The 25,400-nt window shown below is 61.2% G+C and carries 25 protein-coding genes and 1 riboswitch; of the genes, 10 read left to right on the forward strand and 15 right to left on the reverse strand.

Annotation, left to right across the window (positions count from 1 at the left end):
* Positions 1–99 precede the first annotated feature (99 nt).
* Positions 100–423 carry an H-NS histone family protein gene (locus K3724_RS13775; RefSeq protein ID WP_259986025.1) on the forward strand — a complete coding sequence of 108 codons (324 nt, stop codon included), beginning with the start codon at positions 100–102 and terminating at the stop codon, positions 421–423.
* On the opposite strand, the gene K3724_RS13780 is transcribed toward K3724_RS13775, so the two are convergent.
* Positions 420–611 (reverse strand): hypothetical protein, encoded by a 192-nt coding sequence (locus tag K3724_RS13780; RefSeq protein ID WP_259986028.1) that lies wholly within the window; start codon positions 609–611, stop codon positions 420–422. The genes K3724_RS13775 and K3724_RS13780 overlap by 4 nt on opposite strands.
* A 379-nt stretch (positions 612–990) precedes the next feature.
* Here K3724_RS13780 and K3724_RS13785 point away from each other — a divergent pair, with 379 nt between their 5' ends.
* Positions 991–2,106: an SIR2 family protein gene (locus tag K3724_RS13785; protein WP_259986038.1), complete on the forward strand. Its 1,116-nt coding sequence runs from the start codon at positions 991–993 to the stop codon at positions 2,104–2,106.
* The gene (locus K3724_RS13790; RefSeq protein ID WP_259986048.1) at positions 2,106–3,878 is read left to right on the forward strand and encodes an ATP-binding protein; all 1,773 of its coding nucleotides are present in this window, start codon (positions 2,106–2,108) and stop codon (positions 3,876–3,878) included. Before K3724_RS13785 ends, K3724_RS13790 begins: the two co-directional genes overlap by 1 nt.
* 504 nt (positions 3,879–4,382) lie before the next feature.
* Here K3724_RS13790 and K3724_RS13795 read toward each other — a convergent pair.
* The 14 genes from K3724_RS13795 to bioB all read right to left on the reverse strand — a co-directional run bounded on the left by K3724_RS13795 (position 4,383) and on the right by bioB (position 18,878).
* Positions 4,383–5,624, reverse strand: coding sequence for a relaxase/mobilization nuclease domain-containing protein (locus K3724_RS13795; RefSeq protein ID WP_259986058.1), 1,242 nt, complete (start codon positions 5,622–5,624; stop codon positions 4,383–4,385).
* A 74-nt stretch (positions 5,625–5,698) separates the two neighbouring features.
* The gene (locus tag K3724_RS13800) at positions 5,699–6,121 is read right to left on the reverse strand and encodes a hypothetical protein (protein WP_259986060.1); all 423 of its coding nucleotides are present in this window, start codon (positions 6,119–6,121) and stop codon (positions 5,699–5,701) included.
* Positions 6,122–6,365: 244 nt separating this feature from the next.
* Positions 6,366–6,884, reverse strand: a complete 519-nt coding sequence (locus tag K3724_RS13805) for a DUF2478 domain-containing protein (RefSeq protein ID WP_259992642.1) — start codon at positions 6,882–6,884, stop codon at positions 6,366–6,368.
* 62 nt (positions 6,885–6,946) lie between these two features.
* Positions 6,947–7,609 (reverse strand): NnrU family protein, encoded by a 663-nt coding sequence (locus tag K3724_RS13810; protein ID WP_259986062.1) that lies wholly within the window; start codon positions 7,607–7,609, stop codon positions 6,947–6,949.
* A 122-nt stretch (positions 7,610–7,731) separates the two neighbouring features.
* Positions 7,732–9,768, reverse strand: coding sequence for a proline/glycine betaine ABC transporter permease (locus tag K3724_RS13815; RefSeq protein WP_259986064.1), 2,037 nt, complete (start codon positions 9,766–9,768; stop codon positions 7,732–7,734).
* Positions 9,768–10,832 carry a glycine betaine/L-proline ABC transporter ATP-binding protein gene (locus tag K3724_RS13820; RefSeq protein ID WP_259986066.1) on the reverse strand — a complete coding sequence of 355 codons (1,065 nt, stop codon included), beginning with the start codon at positions 10,830–10,832 and terminating at the stop codon, positions 9,768–9,770. Before K3724_RS13820 ends, K3724_RS13815 begins: the two co-directional genes overlap by 1 nt.
* Before the next feature lie 10 nt (positions 10,833–10,842).
* Complete coding sequence (locus tag K3724_RS13825; protein ID WP_259986068.1) at positions 10,843–11,808, reverse strand: ABC transporter substrate-binding protein; 966 nt, start codon at positions 11,806–11,808, stop codon at positions 10,843–10,845.
* 396 nt (positions 11,809–12,204) lie between these two features.
* The gene (locus tag K3724_RS13830; protein ID WP_259986070.1) at positions 12,205–13,173 is read right to left on the reverse strand and encodes an ABC transporter substrate-binding protein; all 969 of its coding nucleotides are present in this window, start codon (positions 13,171–13,173) and stop codon (positions 12,205–12,207) included.
* A 183-nt stretch (positions 13,174–13,356) separates the two neighbouring features.
* On the reverse strand, positions 13,357–14,148 hold the full coding sequence (bioC, locus tag K3724_RS13835; protein WP_259986072.1) for a malonyl-ACP O-methyltransferase BioC: 792 nt from the start codon (positions 14,146–14,148) through the stop codon (positions 13,357–13,359).
* The gene (locus K3724_RS13840) at positions 14,145–14,762 is read right to left on the reverse strand and encodes a pimeloyl-ACP methyl esterase BioG family protein (RefSeq protein ID WP_259986074.1); all 618 of its coding nucleotides are present in this window, start codon (positions 14,760–14,762) and stop codon (positions 14,145–14,147) included. The genes bioC and K3724_RS13840 overlap by 4 nt, the downstream gene beginning before the upstream one ends.
* Positions 14,763–14,765: 3 nt before the next feature.
* Positions 14,766–16,064 carry an adenosylmethionine--8-amino-7-oxononanoate transaminase gene (gene bioA, locus K3724_RS13845; protein WP_259986076.1) on the reverse strand — a complete coding sequence of 433 codons (1,299 nt, stop codon included), beginning with the start codon at positions 16,062–16,064 and terminating at the stop codon, positions 14,766–14,768.
* Positions 16,061–16,765 carry a dethiobiotin synthase gene (bioD, locus tag K3724_RS13850; RefSeq protein WP_259986078.1) on the reverse strand — a complete coding sequence of 235 codons (705 nt, stop codon included), beginning with the start codon at positions 16,763–16,765 and terminating at the stop codon, positions 16,061–16,063. Before bioD ends, bioA begins: the two co-directional genes overlap by 4 nt.
* Positions 16,762–17,901: an 8-amino-7-oxononanoate synthase gene (locus K3724_RS13855; protein WP_259986081.1), complete on the reverse strand. Its 1,140-nt coding sequence runs from the start codon at positions 17,899–17,901 to the stop codon at positions 16,762–16,764. Before K3724_RS13855 ends, bioD begins: the two co-directional genes overlap by 4 nt.
* Positions 17,901–18,878 carry a biotin synthase BioB gene (bioB, locus tag K3724_RS13860; RefSeq protein WP_259986083.1) on the reverse strand — a complete coding sequence of 326 codons (978 nt, stop codon included), beginning with the start codon at positions 18,876–18,878 and terminating at the stop codon, positions 17,901–17,903. The genes K3724_RS13855 and bioB overlap by 1 nt, the downstream gene beginning before the upstream one ends.
* A 214-nt stretch (positions 18,879–19,092) precedes the next feature.
* A riboswitch (TPP riboswitch) is annotated at positions 19,093–19,221 on the forward strand.
* Between the two features lie 133 nt (positions 19,222–19,354).
* On the opposite strand from bioB, the gene thiC reads away from it, so the two are divergent.
* From thiC to K3724_RS13895, 7 genes are read left to right on the forward strand one after another with little or no spacing between them, the layout of a single operon-like run.
* Positions 19,355–21,163 (forward strand): phosphomethylpyrimidine synthase ThiC, encoded by a 1,809-nt coding sequence (thiC, locus tag K3724_RS13865; RefSeq protein ID WP_259986085.1) that lies wholly within the window; start codon positions 19,355–19,357, stop codon positions 21,161–21,163.
* Positions 21,160–22,140 (forward strand): FAD-dependent oxidoreductase, encoded by a 981-nt coding sequence (locus K3724_RS13870; RefSeq protein ID WP_259986087.1) that lies wholly within the window; start codon positions 21,160–21,162, stop codon positions 22,138–22,140. Before thiC ends, K3724_RS13870 begins: the two co-directional genes overlap by 4 nt.
* Complete coding sequence (gene thiS / locus K3724_RS13875; protein ID WP_259986089.1) at positions 22,109–22,306, forward strand: sulfur carrier protein ThiS; 198 nt, start codon at positions 22,109–22,111, stop codon at positions 22,304–22,306. Before K3724_RS13870 ends, thiS begins: the two co-directional genes overlap by 32 nt.
* A 1-nt stretch (position 22,307) precedes the next feature.
* A complete protein-coding gene (locus tag K3724_RS13880; RefSeq protein WP_259986091.1) occupies positions 22,308–23,075 on the forward strand; it encodes a thiazole synthase in 768 nt (255 codons plus the stop codon).
* Positions 23,075–23,680, forward strand: coding sequence for a thiamine phosphate synthase (locus K3724_RS13885; RefSeq protein WP_259986092.1), 606 nt, complete (start codon positions 23,075–23,077; stop codon positions 23,678–23,680). The genes K3724_RS13880 and K3724_RS13885 overlap by 1 nt, the downstream gene beginning before the upstream one ends.
* A complete protein-coding gene (locus K3724_RS13890) occupies positions 23,677–24,645 on the forward strand; it encodes a ThiF family adenylyltransferase (protein ID WP_259986100.1) in 969 nt (322 codons plus the stop codon). Before K3724_RS13885 ends, K3724_RS13890 begins: the two co-directional genes overlap by 4 nt.
* Positions 24,642–25,346 carry a PfkB family carbohydrate kinase gene (locus K3724_RS13895; RefSeq protein ID WP_259986102.1) on the forward strand — a complete coding sequence of 235 codons (705 nt, stop codon included), beginning with the start codon at positions 24,642–24,644 and terminating at the stop codon, positions 25,344–25,346. Before K3724_RS13890 ends, K3724_RS13895 begins: the two co-directional genes overlap by 4 nt.
* Positions 25,347–25,400 lie beyond the last annotated feature (54 nt).

The following is a 25,400-nucleotide window of genomic DNA, read 5'->3' on the forward strand; positions in this document are numbered from 1 at the left end:
CGATTTACCGCACGCATTACTAGCTTCGATATGGCAAGCGCTTGCTTTAAAACCCTTTATCTGCTTTGACCGGGCAAAACTGAAAAACGCGAGGAACACATGGGAATTGATCTGACTGGAATGAGCCCGGCGGAGCTGGACGCGCTGGCCAAAGCTATTGAAGCCCGCAAGGTGGAAGCGGAAAAAGAGGCCAGGCAAAACGCCTATGCCGAAATGTTGGCCGCCGCTGAAAAACATGGCGTATCCTTCAAGGACGTGATTGCCCTGCATGGCGGCAAGGGTCGTAAATCTGGCGCAAAAGCTGCCGCCAAATACGCCAATCCTGATGATGCGTCCCAAACCTGGAGCGGACGCGGGCGTAAACCTGCATGGGTTCACGCCGCTCTGGAAGCCGGGAAATCTCTTGACGATCTGGCGATTTAATACGGGATAAAATCGTCGTCTTCCGGCTTTTTGCGGGTCGCATCGTTGAAGTCAAAGCACTTCCGCAATGCGTCCTGCTCATCTTTCCGGAAGACGACATACGCCCATTCGATAGTAAGGCGCAGCATGTCTTCCGGCGTATGGCCGGGGCGTGCGGCGGCGTTATGAAGGGCGGTCTCAGAGCGCAACGGCAACGCGGTTCGCTGCGCTACCGCAAGGCAGCAGTGAGCCCTTTGCGGACCTTGTCGCTCGACTCAGATGCTGCCAGCGCCCAAGGCAGCTTAGGAAGCCGAAGCGGTTTGGGCGCTGAAACTCTAGGCCATGGAAGTAGACATTTGTAACCCTTCTCGACGCCAGTGTGGAAACGGCTTAAGCGGCCATTCGCCGCATTTGTGATTGGCTGCAATCAAAAGTGCTTGCCGGTAACTCATAGAGTGTGTTGTGGTCTTCTGCGGCGGTCGCAACTATCGAGGCATGTGCAACTTAAGGCTGCTCTTCAATACGAAAACGCCAGCATGATAGAGGCCCAACCTATAAACCACATAAATAAAGAGGGGCGCTAAGACGGTGATCAACAGAAACGATATTTACGACAAGAATTTGAACTTTCTAATCGGCTCTGGCGCATCGGTAGGCCTTTTGCCCACTCTTGAATTGAAGATACGGAAAAGTGGAAGTTCATCATCGCACACGTTGGAAACACTTGCTACACAATTTGAAAGCGACAAGGATATAATGTGCCTTATTTTCTCCTATTACGTGGAGAATGTTATCGCGCCCGCTGCTAAATTCGACATCTCCTCACTTAGCAATTCGCAGAAAGATGTTCTTAGAAATTACATTAGGTTCTTAGAAGCAATATTGACTTTACTGAACAAAAAAGGGGGCGCGCCGCGCGCCAACATCTTCACCACGAATTATGATGGATTGATTGCTCATTGCGCCGAACACATGATTCGAAGCGGAAAATATGACTTCATCCTGAACGACGGAAGTGTTGGCTTTGTAAAGAAAACGCTCCAAGCTAGAGCTTTCAATAGATACACAAAGGACCAAGGCACTTTCGATAGGCACGAAATTAGCGTCCCTCAAATTAACTTGTTGCAGCCTCATGGGTCAGTGTACTGGTATAAGGATGGGGAAAATATTGAAGTTTCCTATGACCTTAAGAGATCTTCAGCGCGAGCGGATAACGTACCGTCATGGATGGATACAGACTTTGAAACGCTGCTAGGCGACGGATCTAAGGACGATAGTGACATAAACCCAATTGACTTCGTGGTGGATGAAGAAGTCCGTGACGACTTTTGGAGAAACTATCAAGCGCTGCCAGTCGTGAATCCTACAAAATGGAAGTTTCATGAAACAGTGTTTGAGGAGCACTATTATCAATCCCTAAGGGCTTTGAGTTATGAGCTGGAAAGGCCTAATTCTGTATTCATAGTCTTCGGATTTTCCTTCGCTGATGAGCATATATTAAATTTGGTTAAGCGATCATTGTCGAACCCAACCTTGAAGGTCTTTGTTTGCTGTTACTCTGATGGATTGAAGGCCACCTTGGAGGAGAAGTTTAGAGGATTTGATAATGTGGAATTCATTCGAACAGATGGCGCGCTGGATTTTGACACCTTCAATAGTGAGGTCTTCGTGGCGAGCGCTCCAGATGTGACCGGGGCGAGTTGATGATACAGATCGGGCAGGTTACTGCAGTAGTTGGCGTTGAAATAACTATCAGAGCAAATGATTGCTCGAACTTAGAGACACACTTCTATCTTGGGAAGTCCTTTAAGGGAGTCTCGATACGTGAATTCATAGCAATTGATCACGGGTTTAGAGAGATCATATGCATTGTCGAAGGTGAATTTCTAGACGAGAGGATTACAGAGGGCGACGGCCCAAACTTGCAATTCGTTCGCAAGCTCAAAGCAAGACCAATCGGCTTCTTTGAAGACGAAAAATTCCATGACGGCATTAAGTTTCTGCCTAAAATTGGAGACTCCGCCAAGTTGTTGCCTGAGCAACAAGTCGAGCGAATATTCGAGCGTGGTTCAGCTGGTGGATATGTGATCGGAAGGTTGATGAAAGAGGACATCGCTATTTCTCTGCCTTGGCAACGGATCTTCAACAGCCACCTGGGAATTTTCGGAAACACAGGGAGCGGAAAATCGAACACCTTAACGAAGCTCTACACCGTTTTGTTTGACAACAAGTTGGATGGCATAGGTGCTTCGAGTAAGTTTATCTTCCTTGACTTTAATGGTGAATATACCGGCGCCCAACTTGTTGGTGCTGATCAAAAGAAGGTCCTTCGCCTTAAAACCAGGACGGATGATGGAGACAGGTTTGCGCTCAAAGAAGAACACTTTTGGGATGCTGAGACTTTGGGGATATTGTTTCAGGCCACGTCTAACACCCAAAAGCCTTTCTTGCGACGAGTGGTGACGGAGAGAAAAAAGTATGCCGCCAATGCATACAGTTTAATTTCATATGTGCAGTCAATCTTTCGCCGGGTCTTAACATCTGAAAGCCCGAGTGCGGAAGCCTTGGAGCTTCTCAAATCTCTTTCGCGACACCTCTCGTTGGATGCCGGGCTAGTCGATTCGGTTCATAAAGTTGGCTATCACCGCAATCAAACGTCCTTTTACTACGACGATGCAGGCATACGAAGGTTTTTTGGAGTAGACAATCAAACCTATGCAGATCACTTTGAAGCAGCGGTTGGAGCGATAAATTTTCAAATTCCCAATGGATTTCGCGAGCTTCAGATTCGATCTGAACTTAAATTGATCTCCGATCTCTTGTATGGATCAGTCCAATACGAACACATACAACCCTTAATGCGTCGAATCGAGGCTCTAATGGGTGACTTCGAAAAGGTTATCTCCGTCCTTGAAGACGGAGAGGAAGCGAAGACAATTACCGTCATTTCATTGAGGGAGTGCAACCAAGAGATAAAGAAGATCCTGCCGATCTTGATAGCTAAAAACTACTACGAGCTACACAAGTCGCTAGTTTCCTCACCGCCGGAAACAACTATGCATCTAATTATAGATGAAGCTCACAACATCTTGTCACAGCAATCAAATAGAGAGGCTGAAAGTTGGAAAGATTACCGGTTGGAGCTCTTCGAGGAGATTATCAAGGAAGGTCGTAAATTTGGAGTTTTTATGACTTTGGCGAGCCAACGCCCTGCGGACATTTCGCCAACAATTGTGTCTCAGTTGCATAACTATTTCATACATCGCCTTGTAAACGACCGCGACTTAGCACTCCTTGAAAACACCATCGCGACACTCGATAGCGTTTCACGCAGTCAGATCCCAAGCTTACCCCAAGGCGCGTGTGTCGTAACTGGAACGACTTTCGACATCCCCATGTTAATGCAAATTGACAAGCTACCTAAAGACAAAGAGCCTGATAGCAGCGACGTGAATTTGGAGGAGCTTTGGGGATAGTGCACTCCACGACGAATGTTCTTCGACGACTCGACCGAAATCATAGGGAAAGTTATATTGCAGATTCTTCTCAACGTTAAGTAGCAACCCGCATGCTGCCAAGCGAGGTTTTTGACTTGCGGCGAAGAGTGTTTTGGGGCTCGAAGCAAACGGAACGCAAAGTCCACCCATGGTCAGCTTCGAGGTTAGTGCCCGAAGGTTTCAACGGAACTTCTTTGCCTAAAGCAGTCGCAATGTATCTACCAGGCTGCGACCGCAGCGAATGTCTGAAAGGTCCCGGAGCGTGTGTATTCGACGTTGCAGATTTGCTGCAGCCCGCATGAATGACCGCATTCTTCTCTGCTATGCAGCGAGTGACATTCGGCGGTGCAGCGTTGAATAGCTAAGCCAAGTTTCTTGATTTTCGCCCCCGATCAGACAAGAAATTGCACATCTCATCGAGTTTGGTAGCCGGGTTTCTTTCAGGTTAAGCAATATCGTATGTCTCATGACATTCTCCTTTTTCTAGTTGGGTGAGTAATCGTCATCGCGGCTTCGGGAGCGGTCACGGCCTCGCTCGCGGTCAGCTTCAAGGGAGCGCCCGCGTTGCGGCTCTGGCCGGGCTTCCGGCACTTTGCGCAGCTTCATGGCCAACGCGACATCGCGGTTCAGCTCTTGCAGCTTGGCCTGCTGTTTTTCCCGCGCCAGTTTCACTTGCCGCTGCAATGTGCGCCGTTCGGCCAGTTGCTTGCGGATGATGTCTTGCTTCTCTGAACGGTCGCGACCCAGCGCGCGGGCAATATCGGTTTCGTTCTCGTTGCGGATTTTGCGGTTCTTGCCCGTGATCCAGCCCCAGAGCCCGCGAATACCCGTTGGCGTTCTGGCCGCCCGCGCTTTTTCTTCTGTCAGCCAGCGATCCTGCTGCTTGCGCTTTAAATCATCGCGGATTTTGCGCTGGCGCTGCACCATCTGGTCGCGCTGGAATGTGGCCGCGAGGTTGGCTTTCTCGGCCTTGGCGCGTTCCTCCTTCGCCCAGGCCTTGAGCTTGGGCGTGAGCTGCGCCGCCACCTGCGCCTTGGCCATATCTACCGGCAGCAGTTCTTTCGGATCACCGAGGCGAGTTTTCAGCTCTTTCGTCTTCGCCCCCGTCATACGGCTCAGCGAATAAACCTCACCGCGCCAATCCACGGCCACAAAGCCGCGCTTGTTACCACGGGCAAGCCAATAGCCATTTTCCCGCAGCGCCGCTTCGAAGGCCTTGCGGTCATCCGATCCGCTCCAGCACTCCCGGATCAGGGATTTGACCTCTCTAGGGTCTTGTTTGGTGCGTTTAGCTTGTTGCCATTCTTCCAGCGTGAAGGATAGAGGGTCACGGTTTTTCTTGTCCTTGAACCCGTCCGGCATGCGCCAGCCATGTTCCAGATACAGCTCCCGTGACACTTCATTCAGCCGGGTTTTGTAATAGGGAAGCTCAATCGCTTTCATCCGCTGCTCGTCGATCCGCGACCAAACCGCATGGGCATGCCTGCGGCCTTCCTTTTCATGGAAGACAATGGCGCGCGGCTGGTCTTCCAGACCGAGGCGGGATTCGGCGCGGGCAATGGCCGCCTCGAACGCCTCGACAGGCACATCTTCATGTTCCGGCGGATTGAGGCTGAGGGAGAACAAATGCTTTTGGCAGCGCGTACCGCGCGCCACCGCTTCACATTCTTGCATGGCGCCCGTCAGATCATCGGCGGCAAAGCCGCGCAGATCGAACAGCTCCACATGGTCATTGTCGCGGTCATTCAGCAGATGCCGCGCCAGCTCCTTGCCATGTGCCCGTTGGTTGCCTTTAAGGATCATGCGCCGCCCCCATTCAGGCCAAGCGCTTCAATCAACGCTGCCCGCATCGCCGCAATGTCAGCACAGGCTTCGCGCAGCTCGGATTCGATTTCGGGATGCACAGGCAGCGTGCCCGTGTTTACGGCGCGGGCGAGCTGATTGAGGTTGCTGGACAGGTGAGATTGCCCCAAAGCCGCCAGAACACGCCCCAGAACCTCATGATCGGCAACAGGATTGGTATTCCTGCGCCGCACCTTCTGGAGGTCTTGGGAGAACAAAACGGCCTTGATATACGCACCCAAAGGCACGCCGTTCGCCGCTTCTTCAAGCTGCGCGCGCTCCTCAAACGTCAACCGCAGCGAAAACGGCGCTTCGCGTTTCTTCGGCGCTTTGGCGGGACTTTCCCCTATCTCATTGAAATTATGGCGCGAATTCGTCATCGTCGCACCTCAGATCGTTACGATCAAAAGATGCGAGATGGCGCTCCCAGTCCTGAAGGATATCGAACAATTGGTTCGATTCTTCTCCAGTTAGGTCCACCATCTTCTCTTCTATTCAGACCGGACAATGGTGGCCCAGCTGCAGGCCGGGCGGTCTGCGCGCCGCCGCAGTGCTGTCCGGAGCCGCAAAAACCCGCTTGAGCTTCGCGGGCTTTCCGTTTGTTTTGAAATGGGAATGCGCCAGTCAGGCGGTTTCAGCAACGGCCTGTTCCGCCCAGGCAACCAGAGCGTCCAGATCCGGCCCTGCCTCCACGGCCATACCGTCGGCAAAGGCCTGGAACGGCTCCACGTTCATCTTGTTGACGCCGGAAATCACCGGAATACCAAGGGCCAGCGCCTCGCCGATGACAGACCGCATGCCGCGTCCGTCGGCCTCGTGCTTGCCGAATTTATTGACGATCATCAGTTGCGGCGCCGGGTCCGATTGCAACGTGGCAGAGACCAGCCCAACCGCCTGCTCCAGCGCTTCGGGGTTGAGGCGGCAACCGCGGGCACCTGCACCCAGGGATTGCGAAATGCGGATGGTTTCGCCGCCGGGCAAAACCCGCACATCCATGTCGCACAGTTCCTTGTCGTAGCATTCAACATTGGTCTGCGCGATGCCTGCCAGGCGGATGCCCTTGGCCTGCAATTTCTCAGCCAGCTCACTCAGCAGGCGGTCGGTGGCACCGCGTTCTTGGGTCATCACATAGGCCAGGTGCATCGGTCGTTCTCTCCAGTCTCGTCTCAGTTCATAGGTGGTGATGCGGCGGGCGGGGTCAACCCCTACCACGGCAACGGGTGATAGCCGATGACCGGGGCGTGCAGGATCAGCAGGGCCAGGAATACCGCGCCCGCCAGCCCGGCTTCAGCCGCAGAGGGGCGCAGGCGGGCCAGATTCAGCCGCGCGGTGTTGCGGCTGAGGCGGGTCCATTCGCCCTGCCCCATCCGGCGCTGTGTGCGCCGGTCGATGATCACCATGCCAGCCCAGGCAAAGCCCGCAAACAAGCCAAACAGGATCACATGCGCCAGATCGCCATTGGCCAGCAGATGCGCCCCGGCCCAGAGCGCCATGGCCGCAAGCAAAGGGTGGCGGCTGACACCCAGAATGCCGGGATTCGCGGGATCAAAGGCCCGCAGGCCCAGCCCGCCAAAGCTGAACGGGTTTTGCCGCATCATGCCCGCAACGGTCAGCAGGCAGGCCAGCGGCATCAGCAGAAGCGGCGTCCAGCGGAAGATGTCCCAATAGGGCAGCACGCCGACATAAGGCGCCCGTGCCGCCGCCACGATCAGCCAGGCCAGAATTGCCAGCGACAGCAGGCTGTAGGCGATGATGTAGCCGCGCAGGCCCAGGCGGCCCACCAGCCAGGGCCGTACCGGCGGGCGTACGGGGATCGCATGGCTGGCCAGAAACAGCATCAGCGCGGCGGTGAATTCAAGCCAGCCCATCGGGGTCTCTCCTGCCTTAGATCAGTCTTGTTTGCAGCTATACGCGGGCGGGCAGTGCAGAACGTTGCCCCAGATCAAAAAAGGGCGCCGCTGGGGCGCCCTTCTCATTTCGCGGCAGAGGCTTACAACCCCAGCGCCTTGCGCCTCTCCTCGGCAAAACCCTGCACCATGCGGTCGGCGATCAAGGCAAGGATCGCCATCGCAGCCCCGGCGGATATGCCAAGCCCCACATCCGCCTGCCCCAGCGCCAGATAGATCGACTGGCCCAGACCGGTCGTGCCGATCAGCGCCGCAATCACCAGCATTGCAAAGGCATAAAGGATGGTCTGATTGAGCCCCAGCAGGATCGACGGCGCGGCATAAGGCGCGCGGATATCCTTGAGCATCTGCCATTTGGTCGCGCCGGAGGCTGTTGCCGCTTCGATCATCTCCTCCGGTGTCGAGACCAGCCCGTGCCGGGTGTAGCGGATCATTGGCACGATGGCATAGGCAATGATCGCCAGGAAGGCCGAGAATTCGCCGATCTGAAACACCATCAGCACCGGGATCAGGAACACAAACAGCGGGATCGTCTGCAGCATGTCGCAGATGGGCCGCACCAGCCGCCAGACACCGGGTGACACCGCCGATACAAGGCCGATCGCGCCGCCCATCACCGCGCAGGCAAAGACCGCAGCGCCCGACAGATACAGCGACAGCAACGCCCGCTCCCACAGGCCGGAGACCAGAATGGTGCCCAGCAGGACAACTGTCATGATCGCCAGCCCGCGCCCGCCTGCAACCCAGGCCAGCGCGCCTGCGCCAATCAGCACAAAGGGCCAGGGCAGTTGCGAAATACCTGTCTCCAGCATGCCGGCGGCAATCAGCAGCATCACGCCCAGCGCCATCTGCCCGCGCAACGCAAAGACCACGCCGGCAGCGGCGCCCACTGCAAACAGCACCGCACTCATCATCGGGGTCCAGGAGAAACCCCAGGTGAAGGGCAGCACCGCCTGGTCCAGCCCGATCCGCAACGGCAGCAGCACGTAGAACAGCACGTTGTTCTTGAACGCTGTCAGCGCATCGGCATTGGCGGTGGTAAAGGACGAAAGCCCCCTGTCGACACTGTCCGCCACCGGGTTGAACAGCGTATAGGCGCCGGGCTGCTGAATATGGCCCCAAAACACGGCGCTGGCTGCTGCACCAACGGCCAGAATGCCCCAGGCAATGCGCGGATCGTGTTTGCCGCGCCGCTCTTCGGTCAGGGTGCCGCTCATCCGGTCGATCAGGATGGCAAAGACCACAATCACCGAACCGGCCAGCAGGCTTTGCCCGAACTGCGCCTTGCGCATGGTCAAAAGGACTTCCCAGCCGATATCGTCAAAGCCGCCGATTACCGCGGCGATAATCACCATCGACAGCGCCGCCATCAGGCATTGGTTGACACCGACCATGATTTGCTGCCCGGCCGAGGGGATCTCGCATTGAAACAGCTGCTGCAGCCGGGTGCCGCCGGCCATGATGGCGGCTTCCTTGATCTCCGGCTCGACCCGCTCCAGCCCTAAGAGCACATTGCGCGCCATCGGCGGCGCGGCATAGATGGCGGAGGCGATCAGGCCGACCACCGGGCCAAAGCCGAACAGCACCAGCAAGGGGGTGAGATAGGCAAATGTCGGCACCGTCTGCATGATGTCCAACAGCGCCTGCACCGGTTTGCGGACGCGCGGGTATTCATTGGCAAGAATGCCAATGCCGCCGCCGATGATCAGCGCCAGCGGTACTGAAACAGCAACCAGCGCCAGCGTGTTCATGCTTTCGGGCCAGTACCCCGACGCCAGCACAAACCCGAGACCCACAAGGGCCATCAGCGCCATCCGCATGCCGCCCAAGGTCCAGGCCAGCGCCGTGGTGGCGCAGATGACCAGTGGCCAGGGCGTGCTGCTCAGCACATAATTCGCCGCTTCCATCGGATAGAACATCAGCGCCGAAAAACCACGCGCAGTGGGTTTGATCAGCGCCAGCAGCCACTCCATCGCGGCGCCAACCCAATCGGTTGTTGGCAGCACCCAGGCGGCAGGGAATTTGACCAGCCATGGCAGGCTGCTTTCCAGCAGAAGGCACAGGGCACCCGCCGCCGCCGCGATCAGCGCCGCCACGGATCCTTTTGTCAGCACCGCCATTACCCCTGCTCCACCTGCAGCGCCGCCGCCAGGTCTGCCGGGTTCACGACGCCCACCACGTTGCCCTCTGGCGAGCGCACCGGCACCGGCTCGTACAGCTCCATGCAGCGCGCCAGGGCCGCGTCCAGCGTCATATCCTGGCGCAGGCCGGGATCATCGGCGCCATACGCCAGCCCCGCGCCGGCCTCCATAACCGAGGCCACACGGGCGTGCCGGCCCTTGGCCACATCCTTGGAGAACTCACGCACGTAATCATCCGCCGGGCGCAGAACGATATCTGCGGGCGTGCCGATCTGCACAATCCTGCCATCCCGCATGATGGCGATACGATCGGCCAGCTTCAGCGCTTCGTTGATGTCGTGGGTGATGAAAACGATAGTGGTTTTCAGCTTGGCCTGAATTTCCAGGAATTCATCCTGCAGCTGGCGCCGGATCAGCGGGTCAAGCGCCGAGAACGGCTCATCCAGGAACCAGACCGAGCAATCCGCCACCAATGAGCGGGCAATGCCGACGCGCTGGCGCTGGCCGCCGGACAGTTCGCGCGGATAGTGGTTTTCACGGCCGCGCAGGCCGACCAGTTCGATCACCTCTTCCGCTTTGGCCTGCCGTTGCTTTTTCTTCACCCCCTGCACCCGCAAGGGATAAGCAACATTCTCGGCCACTGTCATATGCGGAAACAGGCCAAAGTGCTGGAACACCATGCCCAGCTTCTTGCGTCGCAGTTCGATCAGCCGTTTGGGACTGGCTTCGACGATGTTTTCGCCGTCGATGCGGATTTCTCCGCCGGTTGCGTGCAGCAGATGCGAGATGCAGCGGATCAGAGTCGACTTGCCGGACCCCGACAGCCCCATGATCACAAACAGCTCGCCCTCCTTGACTTGGAAGGACACATTCTGCACCGCCGGGATCAGCCCCTTGCGGCGCAGCTCTCCGGCAGCGTCATGCGGCGAGTGATGGTTTGCCAGCACCTCTTTCAAGGCGCTGCCTGCGTCATTGCCAAACACCTGCCAGACATTCTGGCAGGTGATGGCCGGCGTGTTCGCGCCAGTTTCAGAGCCACTCACTGGGCGCGGCTCACTTGATGGCGGCGTCGACAACCGGGCGCCATTTGCCCTCGTTTTCGGCCATCCAGGCAGCGACAACTTCCTCGACCTTGCCGCCGTCCACATCGACCGCGCCCATCATCGGTTGCTGGTCTTCGACGGCCAGAGTGTAGTTCGACAGGATCTCATAGGCGGCGGGCCAGGTTTCTTCAGCCCCCGACCAGGCGGCCTTGAAGATGCGCGAGGGCGAGAAGTCGCAGTCGTTCACCGCATTCGGGTTCGGACCCCAGGCCGGATCAGAGAAACAGGCCTCCTCACCCGCAGGCAGGTCGACGAATTTCACGTCATAAGCCGACATCGCCCAATGCGGCTGCCAGAAGGTGACCAGCAGCGGTGTCTTGCGCTCGGTCGCGGCGCGCAGTTCGACAATCAATGCGGCTTCGGAGCCCGCAGGCACGGCCTTGAACGGCAGGTCCAGCCCGGTCATGCGGTCGGCGCCCGGCGTGCCCCAGTCGGCGGGGTAATCCACCAGGCGGCCATTAGGCAGGGTTTCCGCGGTGGCGAACTGCATCGCGCAGTCCTTCAGCGCTTCCCAGGCCGGCAGGCCGGGGCACAGCTCGGCCACATGGGCCGGATAGGCGATGCCTTCGCGCGCGTTCAGCTCCAGATCGCCAAGTTCAACAACAGTGCCCTCTTCGATCTTTTTGGCGTATTCATCCGAGACGTTCGAGGACCAGATTTCCAGCGTCGCGTGAATGTCGCCGTCTGCGATGGCCTGGAACTGGTTCATCATCCCGGCCGAGACAAATTCCACCTCATAGCCCGCGGCCTTCAGCATCCCGGCGGCGATATGGGTGGTCACATGCTGGCCAGTCCACTCATTGACCGCCAGCTTGATCGGTTTGCTGGTATCACCCAGATCGGCGGCCGAAGCAAAGCCCGCAGAAACCGTCATTGTTGCGGCGCCCAGCGCCAGCGCATATCCTTTGAAGTTCATTGTTCTACTCCCTGTCAGTGTTCTTGCGCCGCCGATTGTCCGGCTTGGCGCGTCCTTTTTGGAACCCGGCGGTTCATGGCGTCTGCCTGGCCTTGCGGCTGGTCTTGTCCTTGTCAGCAAGCACCCATGGTCCAAGTGTGGCCGGGGATAATGCAAGTATTGGAACATATTACGACTGTTTGTCGAGTGATTGCGGCATAAACTGTGAAAAATTTTGATTGACGATTCAAGTTTCTGTGCAATGGGACAAGTTCCGGAATCACCCTGCCCCGTGCGGCAAACGCCCGCACCCGGCATAGCGCGGCCCGGAGCCTGGCTTCAAGACCTGCCCCGCACACAAAAACAGCGCCCCCGCCTGAGGCGGGAGCGCCGAAATCGAAACCCGGACCCTGCGGGTCAGGACCGGCCTTTGCCAGTGGCTTCCTCGATAACGGGCATCCATTTGGCCCGGTTCACTGCAAGCCAGCCACGGGCGGCGCCCTGCGGAGTTTCCCCCCGGACATCCACCAGGCCGATCAGCGGCTGCTGGTCCCAGATGCTCAGCTGATAGTTCTTCAGGATCTCATGGGCGGCCGGCCAGCGGTCCTTCAGGCCCGGCCAGCTCGCCTTCATCACGCCGCCGCGGGCAAAATCGCAATCGCCGGTGGCCTTGGGGTTCGGCCCCCAGGAGGGATCGGTGTAACAGGCCGGTTCCGGCTTGGGCAGGCGCACAAACTGCAGCGCGTAGGAAGACATCGCCCAATGCGGCGCCCAGAAGGTGGAGATCACCGGGCGTTTTTCCTTGTAGGCTTTCTGAAACTCCTCGATCATCGCCGCCTCGGATTCAGCCGCAACCACGTCAAACGGCAGATCCAGCGCCCGGATCCGGTCCGCCCCGGGCGAGCCCCATGAGGCCGGGTAAGCCAGGTAAATGCCGCGCTTGCCCTTGCCGTCCTTGGAGAAGATGCCCGCACAATCGCGCAGGGCTTCCCAGTTGGGCAGGCCCGGGCACATCTGCGCCACATAAGGCGGGAACACCACGCCGTTGCGGGCATCCAGGCCCAAGTCGCCCAGCTCCTCCACACGGCCTTCATCGCGGGCCGCAAAGTAATCCGCCGGGGTGCTGCTGGTCCAGATTTCCACCATTGCATGCACGTCGCCGCTGGCGATGTCGTCATACATGGTGCCCTGATCGGCTTCGACGTATTCGACGGAATAGCCCGCTTCCTCCAGCATGCCGCCGGCGATATAGGTCGACAGATGCTGGCCGGTCCAGTTGTTCAGGGACAGCCGGATCGGTGTTCCGCTATCCCCCATGTCAGCGGCTTCGGCGGCCCCCGAAACCGCCAGCGCCGCCAAAGCGGCGGCAAACGCTTTGAATTTCATTGGCGTCACTCCCGTACTGCCAGTATTTCCACGTTCCGCGCCCCCGGGCACGGCTCTGGTTCCGGCATAGCAGGCGGGAGTTGACAAAGATTAACGCACCGCTGGAAGCGGCGGTCTTATGGCAGGGAAAAAATCTAAAACTTGCCTCAAGTGCGGACTGCGCACGCCAGCCGCCCTGACCGGTCAGCCGGTCTTGCGCGCCACCAGCAGGACCGGATCATAGGTCAGCGGCAGTTTGCCGCCACAGCCGAAACGCTGCCGGTAAGCACCTTCAAAGTCCTGCAGCCGCCTGCGGCTCCAGCTTTGCTGGGCGTGGCCGTTGACACCGGTCCGGCGCAGGTGCTTCAGCAGCTCCAGCGCGGTATCGAATTCCAGCACGGCAGGGCACTGTTTGATGGCCAGAATCTCCAGATCTTGCGGCAGCACGGACGGCCACTCCCCGGCATCCAGATAACTGGGCGCCGCGGCGGATGACCCCAGCGCCGCCAGCTCGCGGAACTGGCCCCGGCCAAAGCCGGACAGCGCCAGCCAGCCGCCGGGTTTCAGCCGCGCCGCCAGCCGGGCGGTCAAGGCCGGCAGATCCGGGATCCACTGCACGGTCGAGGCTGAGGCGATCAGGTCCAGCTGCTGCGGCAGCGGCAGGGTCTCAACCGGGCCGGCCTCAAACCGGGACTGCGCCGGGGCTGCGCTGCCCAATGCCTGCAGCACCTGCGCCGCCTCCGGCACCAGGTCATTCAGCAACAGGCTGCCGGCCGTGAACCGCTGCAGCAGGTGCCGGGTCAGATGACCGGTGCCGCAGCCGAATTCCAATACCGCCCCAAACCGGCGGGGCGCGCCCTGCGCTTGCAGCAGCCCTGCAAGCTGCGCCGCAATATCCGCCTGCACAGAGGCGGTGCAGTGATAGCTGTTCAGCCCGCGGCGGAAGCTTTGTCGCACGCGGGTCTGATCCAGCTGAGGCGGCAGCGTATCTTTCACTGGAACAGCTCCTCCCAGTGCGAGAAGCGGCCAAAGGGGGCGTGCGGCGCGTCGATCTGTGTCACGTTCTGCCCCGCCCAGGCGCGTGCCAGATTGGCGGGCGGAAAGATCTTGTCGCCGGAGCTGATCCAGACCTTGTCAAAGCGCATTTGCGGCGCGTCGCCGCGCTGCTCTACCGCCAGCAGCTCAGCCCGGCGCGCCGGCACATCCAGCGCTTCGGCTTCTTGCGGGGCACCGAATACACGGGTCAGAAAGCCTTGGTAGCTTTCCAGGCTCAGCGTTTCCATTGTTCTGCGGAAGACCGCAGGCGGAATACCGGCGCCGCGGTTCACCGGCTGCAGGCTGCCGTTCACTGCCGCCTTGCGCTGGAACGGGTCGGGACGCTCCTGCTGCCAATGGGCATAAGCCGCCACGCCAAAGGACCAGGCCAAGACGCTGACCCGGCTGTAACCGGACAGATCCGGCAGCTCTGCGTTCAGATCGGTATAGTCGCCGGCAAACAGGATGTCCTGCGGACCGTCCAGATGCCAGAACACCTCCGGCCCCACAGCCCAGCCGCCGAAAACCACGATGGCCTCGGCTGCATTGTTCTGTTTGAGCCAGCGGAACTCCATTGCTCAGAGCTCCCGCGCCAGCCGCAGCATGCCTGCGGTGATCTGGCTCAGCTGATCCGGGGACGTGATGAAGGGTGGCATGGTATAGATGTTCTTGCCGAAGGGGCGCAGGAACACGCCCATATCATGGGCACGGGCGTGCGCCTCATCTGCGGAGACGGGTTGTTTCATCTCGATGACGCCAATGGCGCCCAGAACCCGCACATCCGCCACATTGGGCAGCTCGCGCGCCGGTGCCAGTTCAGACTGCAGCTGCTCTGCAATCCCCGAGACAGTTCCGCGCCAGTCCTGCCCGGTCAGCAGATCCAGCGAGGCCTTGGCCGCAGCGCAGGCCAGCGGATTGGCCATATAGGTCGGCCCATGCATGAAGATGCCCGGGTTTCCGCCACCCACACCCTCGGCGACGCGGTCGTTCGTCATGGTGCAGGCAAAGGAGATATGGCCGCCGGTCAGCCCCTTGCCGAGACAGATGATATCCGGCTGAGCGGTGCAGAAACCGGTGGCAAACAGCGCGCCGGTGCGGCCGAAACCAGTGGCGATCTCGTCGAAAATCAGCAGGATACCCAGCTCATCGCACAGCGCACGCGCCTGGTTCAGGTATTCCGGGTGGTAGAAATACATGCCGCCAGTGCCCTGCACCACGGGTTCCAGGATAAAGGCGGCGACCTTCCGCACGTTGGCTTCCAGCAAGGCCCGCAACTCGCCCAGACCGTTCTGCGCCGGGTCATCGATCCACTCCTCATGAATGCGGATCGGCGGGCGGGAGACGAAATGCTGCACGCTCAGTGCGCCCTGGAACAGGTGGTGCATGCCGGTGTCCGGGTCGCAGACGCTCATCGCCTTCCAGGTATCGCCGTGATAGCCAGAGCGGATGGTGGCAAACTCCTTGCGCTCTGGCTGGCCGATGGCGTGCTGGTACTGCACCGCCATCTTCATCGCTACCTCGACCGAGACCGAACCGCTGTCGCAATAGAAGATCCGCGTCAGACTTTCGGGGGTGATCTCCAGCAGCTTGCGGCCCAGGTCGATGGCCGGATCGTGGGTCAGCCCGCCGAACATCACATGCGGCAGGGTGTCGAGCTGGGCGTGAATGGCCGATGTGATCGCCGGGTTCCTGTGGCCGTGCATCATGCACCACCAGGACGACATCGCGTCGATCAGCCGGGTGCCGTCGTCGAGCGTGATGTGGACGCCCTCGCTTTCCTTGACCACAAAGGTCGGGCCGGGTTTGGCGACATTGGTGTAAGGGTGCCAGAGGTGCTGCTGGTCGAACTCCAGCTGGGTGAGGCCGGATGTACTCATGCCAATGCCTCCCTGATCAGATCCACGTTGATGCTTTCGGCAAAGGTTTCTTTGAGCGCCGTTCTGGTCCGGTCGATAGACCGGGCCGCGCCCGACCCTCCCCCCGGGAGGGCGCTTCGCACCCGCCCAGGCTCGGGCGCGTCCCTCAGATCTTCAATGATGGGGAGCCGCCCCAAATGCGCCACTTTGCCGAATTGGCAAATGGTTTCCACCACCTCCGGCTCGGCGTCACCTATGAAGGCCACGCCCACCACCTCACAGCCTGCATCGCGCAGGGCCTTCAGCGACAGGAGGGTGTGGTTGATCGTGCCCAGCTGCGTCCGCGCGCACAGGATCACCGGCGCGCCCCAGCGGGCAAACAGGTCGAGATACAGCACCTTGCGGTTCAAGGGCACCATCAGCCCGCCGGCCCCCTCGGCCACCAGCACGCCGTCGGCTTCGGGCAAGTCCAGCGTATCCGGGTCGATCTTCACGCCCTCGGCCTCCGCCGACAGATGCGGCGAGGCAGGCAGTTGCAGCAGATACCCCTCGGGCAGCGCCGGGCGGCCTGACAGGCGTGCGACGGTCTGGCTGTCGGTCTCCTCCTCCAGCCCGGATTGCACCGGCTTCCAATAGGTCGCACCCAGCGCCTGCACCAGGCCAGCCGAAAAAATGGTCTTGCCGATGCCGGTATCGGTTCCCGTGACGATCAGCGCGCTCATGGCCTTGTCTCCATTTCCCGGGCGAGGTTTTCGAACATTCGGGTGATGATCTGTGCCCCCGTGTTCAACGTGATCGACAGCCGCAGCCGCGAGGTGCCGCGGGGCACCGTTGGCGGGCGGATGCCGCGAATGTCATAGCCCTGCGCCTGCATGGCAGAGGCCAGCGCCATGGTGCGTTTGTCGTCACCGATCACCACCGGCAGGATCTGGCTGTGATAGCCCTCCAGACCGCAGATGCGTTTGGCCTCTGCTTGCGCATGGGTGATCCCCTGCCACGCCTGTTCGCGGCGGCCCGTGTTCTGTTGCAGCTCAGCCAGGGCCGCCCGTACCAGTGCGGCGTTCAACGGTGAGGGCGCGGTGGCAAAGATGAACCCGCGCGCCTTGTTGATCAGTGTCTCGATCAGCACCCGCTGACCGCAGATGAGCGCACCAGAGGCCCCCAACGCCTTGCCGCAGGTGTGCAGGGATAAGACATTTGGCCGGTGCGCAATGCCGTGTGCCAGCCCGCGGCCCAGATCGCCGAACACGCCTGTGGAATGCGCCTCATCCACCACCAGCACCGCGCCGTCCGCATCACACAGCGCCATTAGCGCATCCAGCGGCGCCAGGTCGCCGTCCATTGAATAGACCGCCTCAACCGCGATCCAGACCTGTCCGGTGCCACCTGTCGAGCGCCAGTCCGCCAGCACCCGCGAAGCGTCTTCCACGTCGCCATGGGCAAAACTGCGGGTCTCTGCCCGACCCAGCCGCATCCCGTCATGGGTGCTGGCATGGATCAGCGCATCATAGAGCACCAAATCGCCCTGCTGCGGCAGGGTCGAGAAGATCGCCTGATTGGCGGTGAAGCCGCCGCCCATGAACAGCGCTGCCTCGGCGCCGATAAACGCCGCGGCCTCTGCCTCCAGCAACTGATGTTCTGCGTCATTGCCGCGCAGCAGGCGCGAACCGCCTGCCCCGACCGGCACGCCGCGCGCCAGCGCATCGGTGGCAGCGGCGCGCAGCACATCGCTGCCCGCCAGCCCAAGATAGTCGTTAGAGGCAAAATCATGCCCGTCCCGCGGCATCAGCTGCCGGTAGCGCCCGCGATTGCGCAGCGCTTCCAGCGATGTCTCATGCCTCGGGAAGGCGCCCGCCATCAGCGGCTGCCGTCACATCCCGCCGCCATGGCGGTGATGCCCAGACGGTCGAACAGCTGCTGGTCCTTGTCCTCTTCCGGGTTGTCGGCGGTCAGCAGCGTGTCACCCACAAAGATCGAGTTGGCCCCGGCGAAGAAGCACATTGCCTGCATCTCGTCCGACATATCGGTGCGGCCTGCGGACAGGCGCACGTGGGATTTCGGCATCAGGATGCGGGCCAGTGCGACGGAGCGGACAAATTCGATCGGGTCCAGCTTTTCGACATTGGCCAGCGGCGTGTCGGCAATCGGGATCAGCATGTTCACCGGCACCGAGTCGGGATGCACCTCCAGCGTTGCCAGCGCCAGCATCATGTCGATACGGTCGAGCTGCTGCTCGCCCATGCCGACAATACCGCCGGAGCACACTTTGATGCCCGCCTCGCGCACCCGGTTCAGGGTGTCGATCCGGTCGGCAAAGGTGCGGGTGGTGATGATCTCGGAGTAATACCGCTCGGAGGTGTCGATATTGTGGTTGTAATAATCCAGCCCCGCATCGCGCAGGCGAAACACCTGGTCTTCCTCCAGCATGCCGAGGGTCATGCAGGTCTCCATGCCGAGATCCTTGACGCCCTGCACCATGGCTTCCAGTGCGGCCATGTCGCGGTCCTTAGGCGAGCGCCAGGCGGCCCCCATGCAATAGCGCGTCGCGCCGCCTTCCTTGGCTTTCCTGGCCTCGGCGATCACCCGCTGCACTTCGATCAGCTTGGAGGCTGACAGCTGCGCGCCGTTACGCGCCGACTGCGAGCAATAGGCGCAATCCTCGGCGCAGCCGCCGGTCTTGATGCTGAGAAGCTTGGATTTCTGCACCTGATTGGGGTCGAAATACTGCCGGTGCACCGTGTGCGCCTGAAACAGCAAGTCCATGAAAGGCTTGTTGTAAATCGCTTCCGCTTCTTCGCGGGTCCAGTCGGTGCGGATGGGTGCAGCGTCCAGCATGCTGTCTCCTGTTCTCGTATACCAGTTGGCCATACGCGGATGGCGTTGCGGGTTTTTATAGATAATTTCACCACCCCCGATCAAGCATCAAAGCTGCGCTGCAGCGATTTGACCCGCTTTTGCGTCCTTAACGCCAGTATCAAACTGATATTAATGCCAAAAAATAATCTACAAAGATTTCGGTTGACGCGCGCCCTGTGCCTCCCCTACCCCTAAAGCCACGCAGGGGAGTCCCGCCCAAGGGACTGAGAGGCGTCATGGTGCGGGGCAACCCGGACCGGCGGCGCGACCCTTTGAACCTGACCCAGTTGATACTGGCGTAGGAAGCAAGGACGCGCCTTTTGTCCCCGTGTCCCCGCGGGGACAGCCGTTTGAAACAGGCGCATTCCGGTAAAGCAGGCCTCTTTGCCTGCCGGTTTCCCAGCCAAAACTCATCTGGTGTCTTTTCTAAGTTTTCGGCTTTGAGGAGCACCAAAATGAACGTCCCCAACCCCAAGATCACCACAGGCGCCCTGCCCGCGTCGCGCAAGATCTATGTCGCAGGCGAAGTCCACAAGGACATCCGCGTGCCGATGCGCGAAATCGCCACCCACCCCACCGCAGGCGAAGCACCGCTGCCAGTCTATGACAGCTCCGGCCCCTACACCGACCCGGATGTTCTGACCGACATCCGCCAGGGCCTGCCGCAGCTGCGCCGCCAGTGGATAGAGGCGCGCGGCGACGTCGAAGAATACACCGGCCGCGATGTGACCCCCGCCGACAACGGCTTTGTCGCGGGCGACCGGCTGACGCCTGAATTCCCGGTGAAACCCGCCCCACTGCGGGCCAAGGACGGCAAGGCGGTGACTCAGCTGGCCTATGCCCGCGCCGGGATCATAACGCCCGAGATGGAATTTATCGCCATCCGCGAAAACCAGCTGCGCGAATTGTCCCCCTGCCACCGCGATGGCAACGACTTTGGCGCCAATATCCCCGATTACGTGACGCCGGAGTTTGTCCGCGATGAGATCGCCGCCGGCCGCGCCATCATCCCCGCGAACATCAACCACCCCGAGATCGAGCCGATGATCATCGGGCGCAATTTCCTGGTCAAGATCAACGCCAATATGGGCACCTCTGCCGTCACCTCCTCGATGGAGGAAGAGGTCGACAAACTGGTCTGGTCGATCCGCTGGGGCGCCGACACGGTGATGGACCTGTCGACGGGACGCAACATCCACAACACCCGCGAATGGATCGTGCGCAACTCGCCGGTTCCGATCGGCACTGTGCCGATCTATCAGGCGCTGGAGAAGGTGAACGGCATCGCCGAAGACCTGACCTGGGAAGTGTTCCGCGACACCCTGATTGAGCAGGCAGAGCAAGGCGTGGATTACTTCACCATCCATGCGGGCGTGCGCCTGCACATGGTGCCGATGACCGTTGAGCGGGTGACAGGGATTGTGTCGCGCGGCGGCTCGATCATGGCCAAGTGGTGCCTGCATCACCACAAGGAGTCGTTCCTGTACGAGCATTTCGAGGAAATCTGCGACATCTGCCGCCAGTATGATGTGAGCTTCTCGCTGGGCGACGGCTTGCGCCCCGGCTCCATCGCCGATGCCAATGACGCCGCACAGTTTGCCGAGCTGGAGACCCTGGGCGAGCTGACCAAGATCGCCTGGGCCAAGGATTGCCAGGTGATGATCGAAGGCCCGGGCCATGTCGCCATGCACAAGATCAAGGAGAACATGGACAAGCAGCTGGAGTGCTGCCACGAGGCACCGTTCTACACGCTTGGGCCGCTGACCACCGATATCGCGCCGGGCTATGACCACATCACATCCGGCATCGGCGCGGCGATGATCGGCTGGTTCGGCTGCGCGATGCTGTGCTACGTAACGCCAAAGGAACACCTGGGTCTGCCCGACCGCGACGACGTCAAGGTGGGCGTGATCACCTATAAGATCGCCGCCCATGCGGCTGACCTCGCCAAGGGTCTGCCGGGTGCGCAGCGCCGCGATGATGCGCTGTCACGCGCGCGGTTCGAATTCCGCTGGGAAGATCAGTTCAACCTGTCGCTGGACCCGGACACCGCGCGCGAGTTCCACGACCAGACCTTGCCCAAGCAGGCGCATAAGGTGGCGCATTTCTGCTCCATGTGCGGGCCGAAGTTCTGCTCGATGCGGATCAGCCACGACATCCGCGCCGAGGCGCAGAAGGAAGGCATGGAGGCGATGGCCGCCAAGTTCCGCGAAGGCGGCGAGCTGTATGTGCCCGCGCCCGAGAAGGTGGAACCTGCGGAATGATCACCATCGCAGGCGCAGGCCTTGCCGGCCTCGCCTGCGCCTATGAGCTGGCGCAGCGCGGAGCCAAGGTCACGGTCTACGAACGGGGAAAGACCCCCGGAGACAGCAGCGTCGCACGCTTTGCGGGCGGCATGCTGGCACCCTGGTGCGAACGCGAAAGCGCCGAGGAGCAAGTGGTAACTCTTGGCAGCCGCGCCTTCGGCTGGTGGGCCAGGGTCACACCGGTGCACAGGCGCGGCACGCTGGTGGTGGCGCCGGCCCGCGACCGGGCAGAGCTTACCCGTTTTGCCCGCCGCACCACAGGCCACCGGGGGGTGGACAGGGCCGAGATCACGGGACTGGAACCCGCGCTGGAGGGGCGGTTTTCGCAAGGGCTGTTCTTTGAGGGGGAGGCGCATCTGGATCCGCGCCGCGCCTTACGGGACCTCAGCGCCAAGGTACAGGCGATGGGGGTGGACATCCGCTATGGCACGCCTGCCCCTGCCACTACCCCTGCCGGTGTCACGCTGGATTGCACCGGCATGGCGGCATCCCTGCCCAGCCTGCGCCCTGTGCGCGGCGAGATGGCGATCCTGCATTGCCCGGAGGTGCAGATCGACCGTACCCTGCGGTTGCTGCACCCGCGGATGCCGCTGTATCTGGTGCCCCGCGGGGACGGGCATTTCATGATCGGCGGCACCATGATCGAAAGCTCCTCGGACCGGGCCATCACCCTGCGCTCGCTGAGCGAGTTGCTGAGTGCCGCCTTTACCCTGCACCCCGCATTCGCCGAGGCCAGCGTAGTGGAAACCGGCGCAGGGCTGCGCCCGGCCTATCCCGACAACCTGCCGCGGCTGATCGAACAGGACGGCACGCTCTACCTCAACGGGCTTTACCGCCACGGCTTTCTGCTGGCGCCCGCGATGGCGCAGCAAGCCGCGGACCAACTGCTACCGGAGACCACAGATGAAAATCATCGTGAACGCCAGACCGCATGACGTATCCGCAACCGACCTCCAGTCTGCGCTGCATGAGCTGGGCTTTGCCTGCTCCTCGGTTGCGACCGCGCTGAACGGCCGGTTTGTGGCCCGCAGCAACCGGGAGGACGTACAGCTGACTGAGGGCGACCACCTGGAAGTCCTGGCACCGATGCAAGGAGGCTGAAATGGAATTCTACGGAACAGATATCACCTCGCGGCTGCTGCTGGGCACCGCGCAATATCCCTCACCCGCCGTGCTGGCAGAGGCAGTGAAATCCAGCGGCACCGGGATCATCACCGTCAGCTTGCGCCGTGAAACTGCTGATGGCTCGGGCGCCGGCTTTTGGGAGACATTGCGCGAAACCGGCTGCCGGATCCTGCCCAATACTGCCGGCTGCCATTCGGTGCAGGAGGCGGTGACCACGGCGCATATGGCGCGGGAGTTGTTCGGCACCCCATGGATCAAGCTGGAAGTGATCGGCCATTCCGACACACTGCAGCCGGATGTGTTCGGGCTGGTCGAGGCGGCGCGGATCCTGAGCGATGAGGGCTTTCAGGTCTTTCCCTACACCACCGATGATCTGGTGGTGGGCGAGCGGCTGCTGGCGGCGGGCTGCGAGGTTCTGATGCCCTGGGGGGCGCCGATCGGGTCCGGCCAGGGATTGCGCAACCCGGATGCCTTGCGGGCGATGCGGGCGCATTTCCCCCGCGTGCCGCTGATTGTGGACGCCGGCATCGGGCGGCCCTCGGATGCCGCACAGGCGATGGAGTTGGGCATGGATGCTGTGCTGCTGAATACTGCCGTGGCCAAGGCCGGCGACCCGGCAGCGATGGCCGCGGCCATGGCACTGGCAATTGAGGCCGGGCGCGCGGGCTATGAGGCCGACCCGATGGAGCGGCGCGACATGGCGGTGCCCTCAACCCCTGTACTTGGCTTGGCGGAGTTTGCCTGATGGAACGTTTCTACCTGATCACGGGCCACGTCGGCCGGCTGGAACTGCTGGTGCCCCAAGGGGCCAAGCTGGTGCAACTGCGCATCAAGGACGCGCCTGAGACTGAGGTACGGCGCCAGATTGCCCGGGCGCGGGATTTCTGCGCAGTGCATGACGCGCAGCTGGTGGTGAATGACTATTGGCAGGCGGCGCTGGATCTGAACTGCAACTTTGTGCACCTCGGCCAGGAGGACATGGACACGGCGGATTTCGCTGCGCTGCGCCGCAAGGGCGTCCGCTTTGGCCTGTCCACCCATGACGAAAGCGAGCTGGAGCGCGCGCTGTCGTTCGGGCCGGAATATGTGGCGCTGGGGCCGGTCTATCCGACGCTGCTGAAGAAGATGAAATGGGACCCGCAGGGGTTGGAGCGGGTGACGCGCTGGAAACAGATGGCCGGGGATACGCCGCTGGTCGCGATTGGCGGGCTGACGCCCGAGCGGCTGCCCGGGGTGTTTGCTGCCGGTGCGGACAGCGCTGCGGTGGTGACCGACATCCAACTGGCTGATGACCCCGAAGCGCGCACCCGCGAATGGGTGGCGGCCTGCCGGGTCAAGGAGGCAGCATGAGCCGCTATGCCCGCCAGACGGTCCTGCCGGAGGTCGGTGCTGAGGGGCAGGAACGGCTGGCCCGGTCGCATGTTCTGGTTGCGGGTGCCGGCGGTCTCGGCTGTCCGGTGCTGCAGTATCTCGGCGGCGCAGGTGTGGGGTGCATCACCGTGATGGACAGCGACAGGGTGGAAGAAAGCAACCTGCACCGGCAGGTTCTTTATACTATGGGCGACCTTGGCCAGCCCAAGGCAGTGGCCGCCCGGCGGCACTTGCTGGCGGCCAATCCGTCTCTGCACGTGACAGCGCGGGTTGAAAACCTGGATGCGGCCAATGCTGCCGCGATGGTGGCTGCGGCTGATCTGGTGGTGGATGCGGCGGATAGTTTTGCGGTGTCCTATATCCTGTCGGATGCATGCCGGGCGCAGGGCAAGATGCTGATCTCGGCCTCGGCGCTGGGGCAATCGGGCTATGCCGGGGGATTTTGCGGCGGCGGGCCGTCGTTGCGGGCCGTATTCCCGGACCTGCCCGCGCAGGCGGCGACCTGCGCAACTGCAGGCGTGATGGGGCCGGCCGTCGGCATGATCGGCGCCTTGCAGGCGCAGCTGGTCCTGAAGTCCCTGCTCGATCACCAGCCGTCCCCGCGGGGACAGGTGTTTGTTTTCCGGCTCCAGGACCTGCAGGTCAGCAGCTTCCGCTTTGATGAGGCGGAAGAACCGGAGGACGCCCTGCCCTTTGTCGCGGCCTCGAATATCACTGCGGCGGATACGGTGATCGAACTGCGCGATGCCGCCGAGGCGCCCGGATTGCCCGCGTTCCAGGCCCGCCGGATTGCCCGCGCCGATCTGCTGGCGGCAGAGCTGCCGCGCAAAGGGCGGATTGTGCTCTGCTGCCGCACCGGCCTGCGGGCTTGGGGTGCCGCCTCGGATCTGAAGGCTGCGGGCTATGGCGACCTCGCCCTGCTGGCGGCCGGAGACCCCGCATGACCGCGATCCTGGCGATTGGCGGAACCGACAGCAGCGGCGGCGCCGGCCTCACCCGCGATACGGCCATGGCTGCAGAGTTCGGGGTGACGGTGCGCCCGGTGGTGACGGCTGTGACAGTGCAGACCGATGCCGCGGTCCTGGCCATTCACCCCAGCACGCCGCAAGCCGTTGCAGACCAGGCGCAGGCAGCCTTAGCCGCATTGCCTGCACCCGCGGCAGCCAAGATCGGAATGCTGGGGTCTGCCGCAGCAGCCAGCGCAGTTGACGCGGCCCTGCCCCGGGAGATGCCTATCGTGTTGGATCCCGTTCTGAAAGCAAGTTCCGGCGGCAGGCTGATGGCGGCGGACGGCTTTGGCGCATTGCTGCAGCGGGCGGCCTTAGTCACCCCGAACCTGGCAGAGCTGGAAGTGCTTTCCGGCTCAACCGGCAGCATCGAGGCGCAGTCGGCGCATCTGCTGGCACAGGGGGTGCGGGCGGTGCTGGTCAAGGGCGGCCATGGCACCGGCGCTGAAAGCATTGATGTGCTGTTTACCGCCGGTGGCGCGGCAACGTCTTTTGCCGCGGCGCGGCTGCCGGGTTCCAAACGCGGCACGGGATGCAGCCTGGCCACCGCAATCGCCTGCTGCCTGACCAGGGGAGAGACCCTGCCGGAGGCTTGCCGCTTGGGCAAAGCCGCTGTCCGCCGCTGGCTTGGCCGCTGAAGCCTGGAAGGTCGCTGAGAGACGGTTTTGCGGCCGGTTCGGAACGGAGCCGCC

Origin of the sequence: Leisingera sp. M658 (assembly GCF_025144145.1) — a bacterium.
Taxonomy (GTDB): domain Bacteria; phylum Pseudomonadota; class Alphaproteobacteria; order Rhodobacterales; family Rhodobacteraceae; genus Leisingera.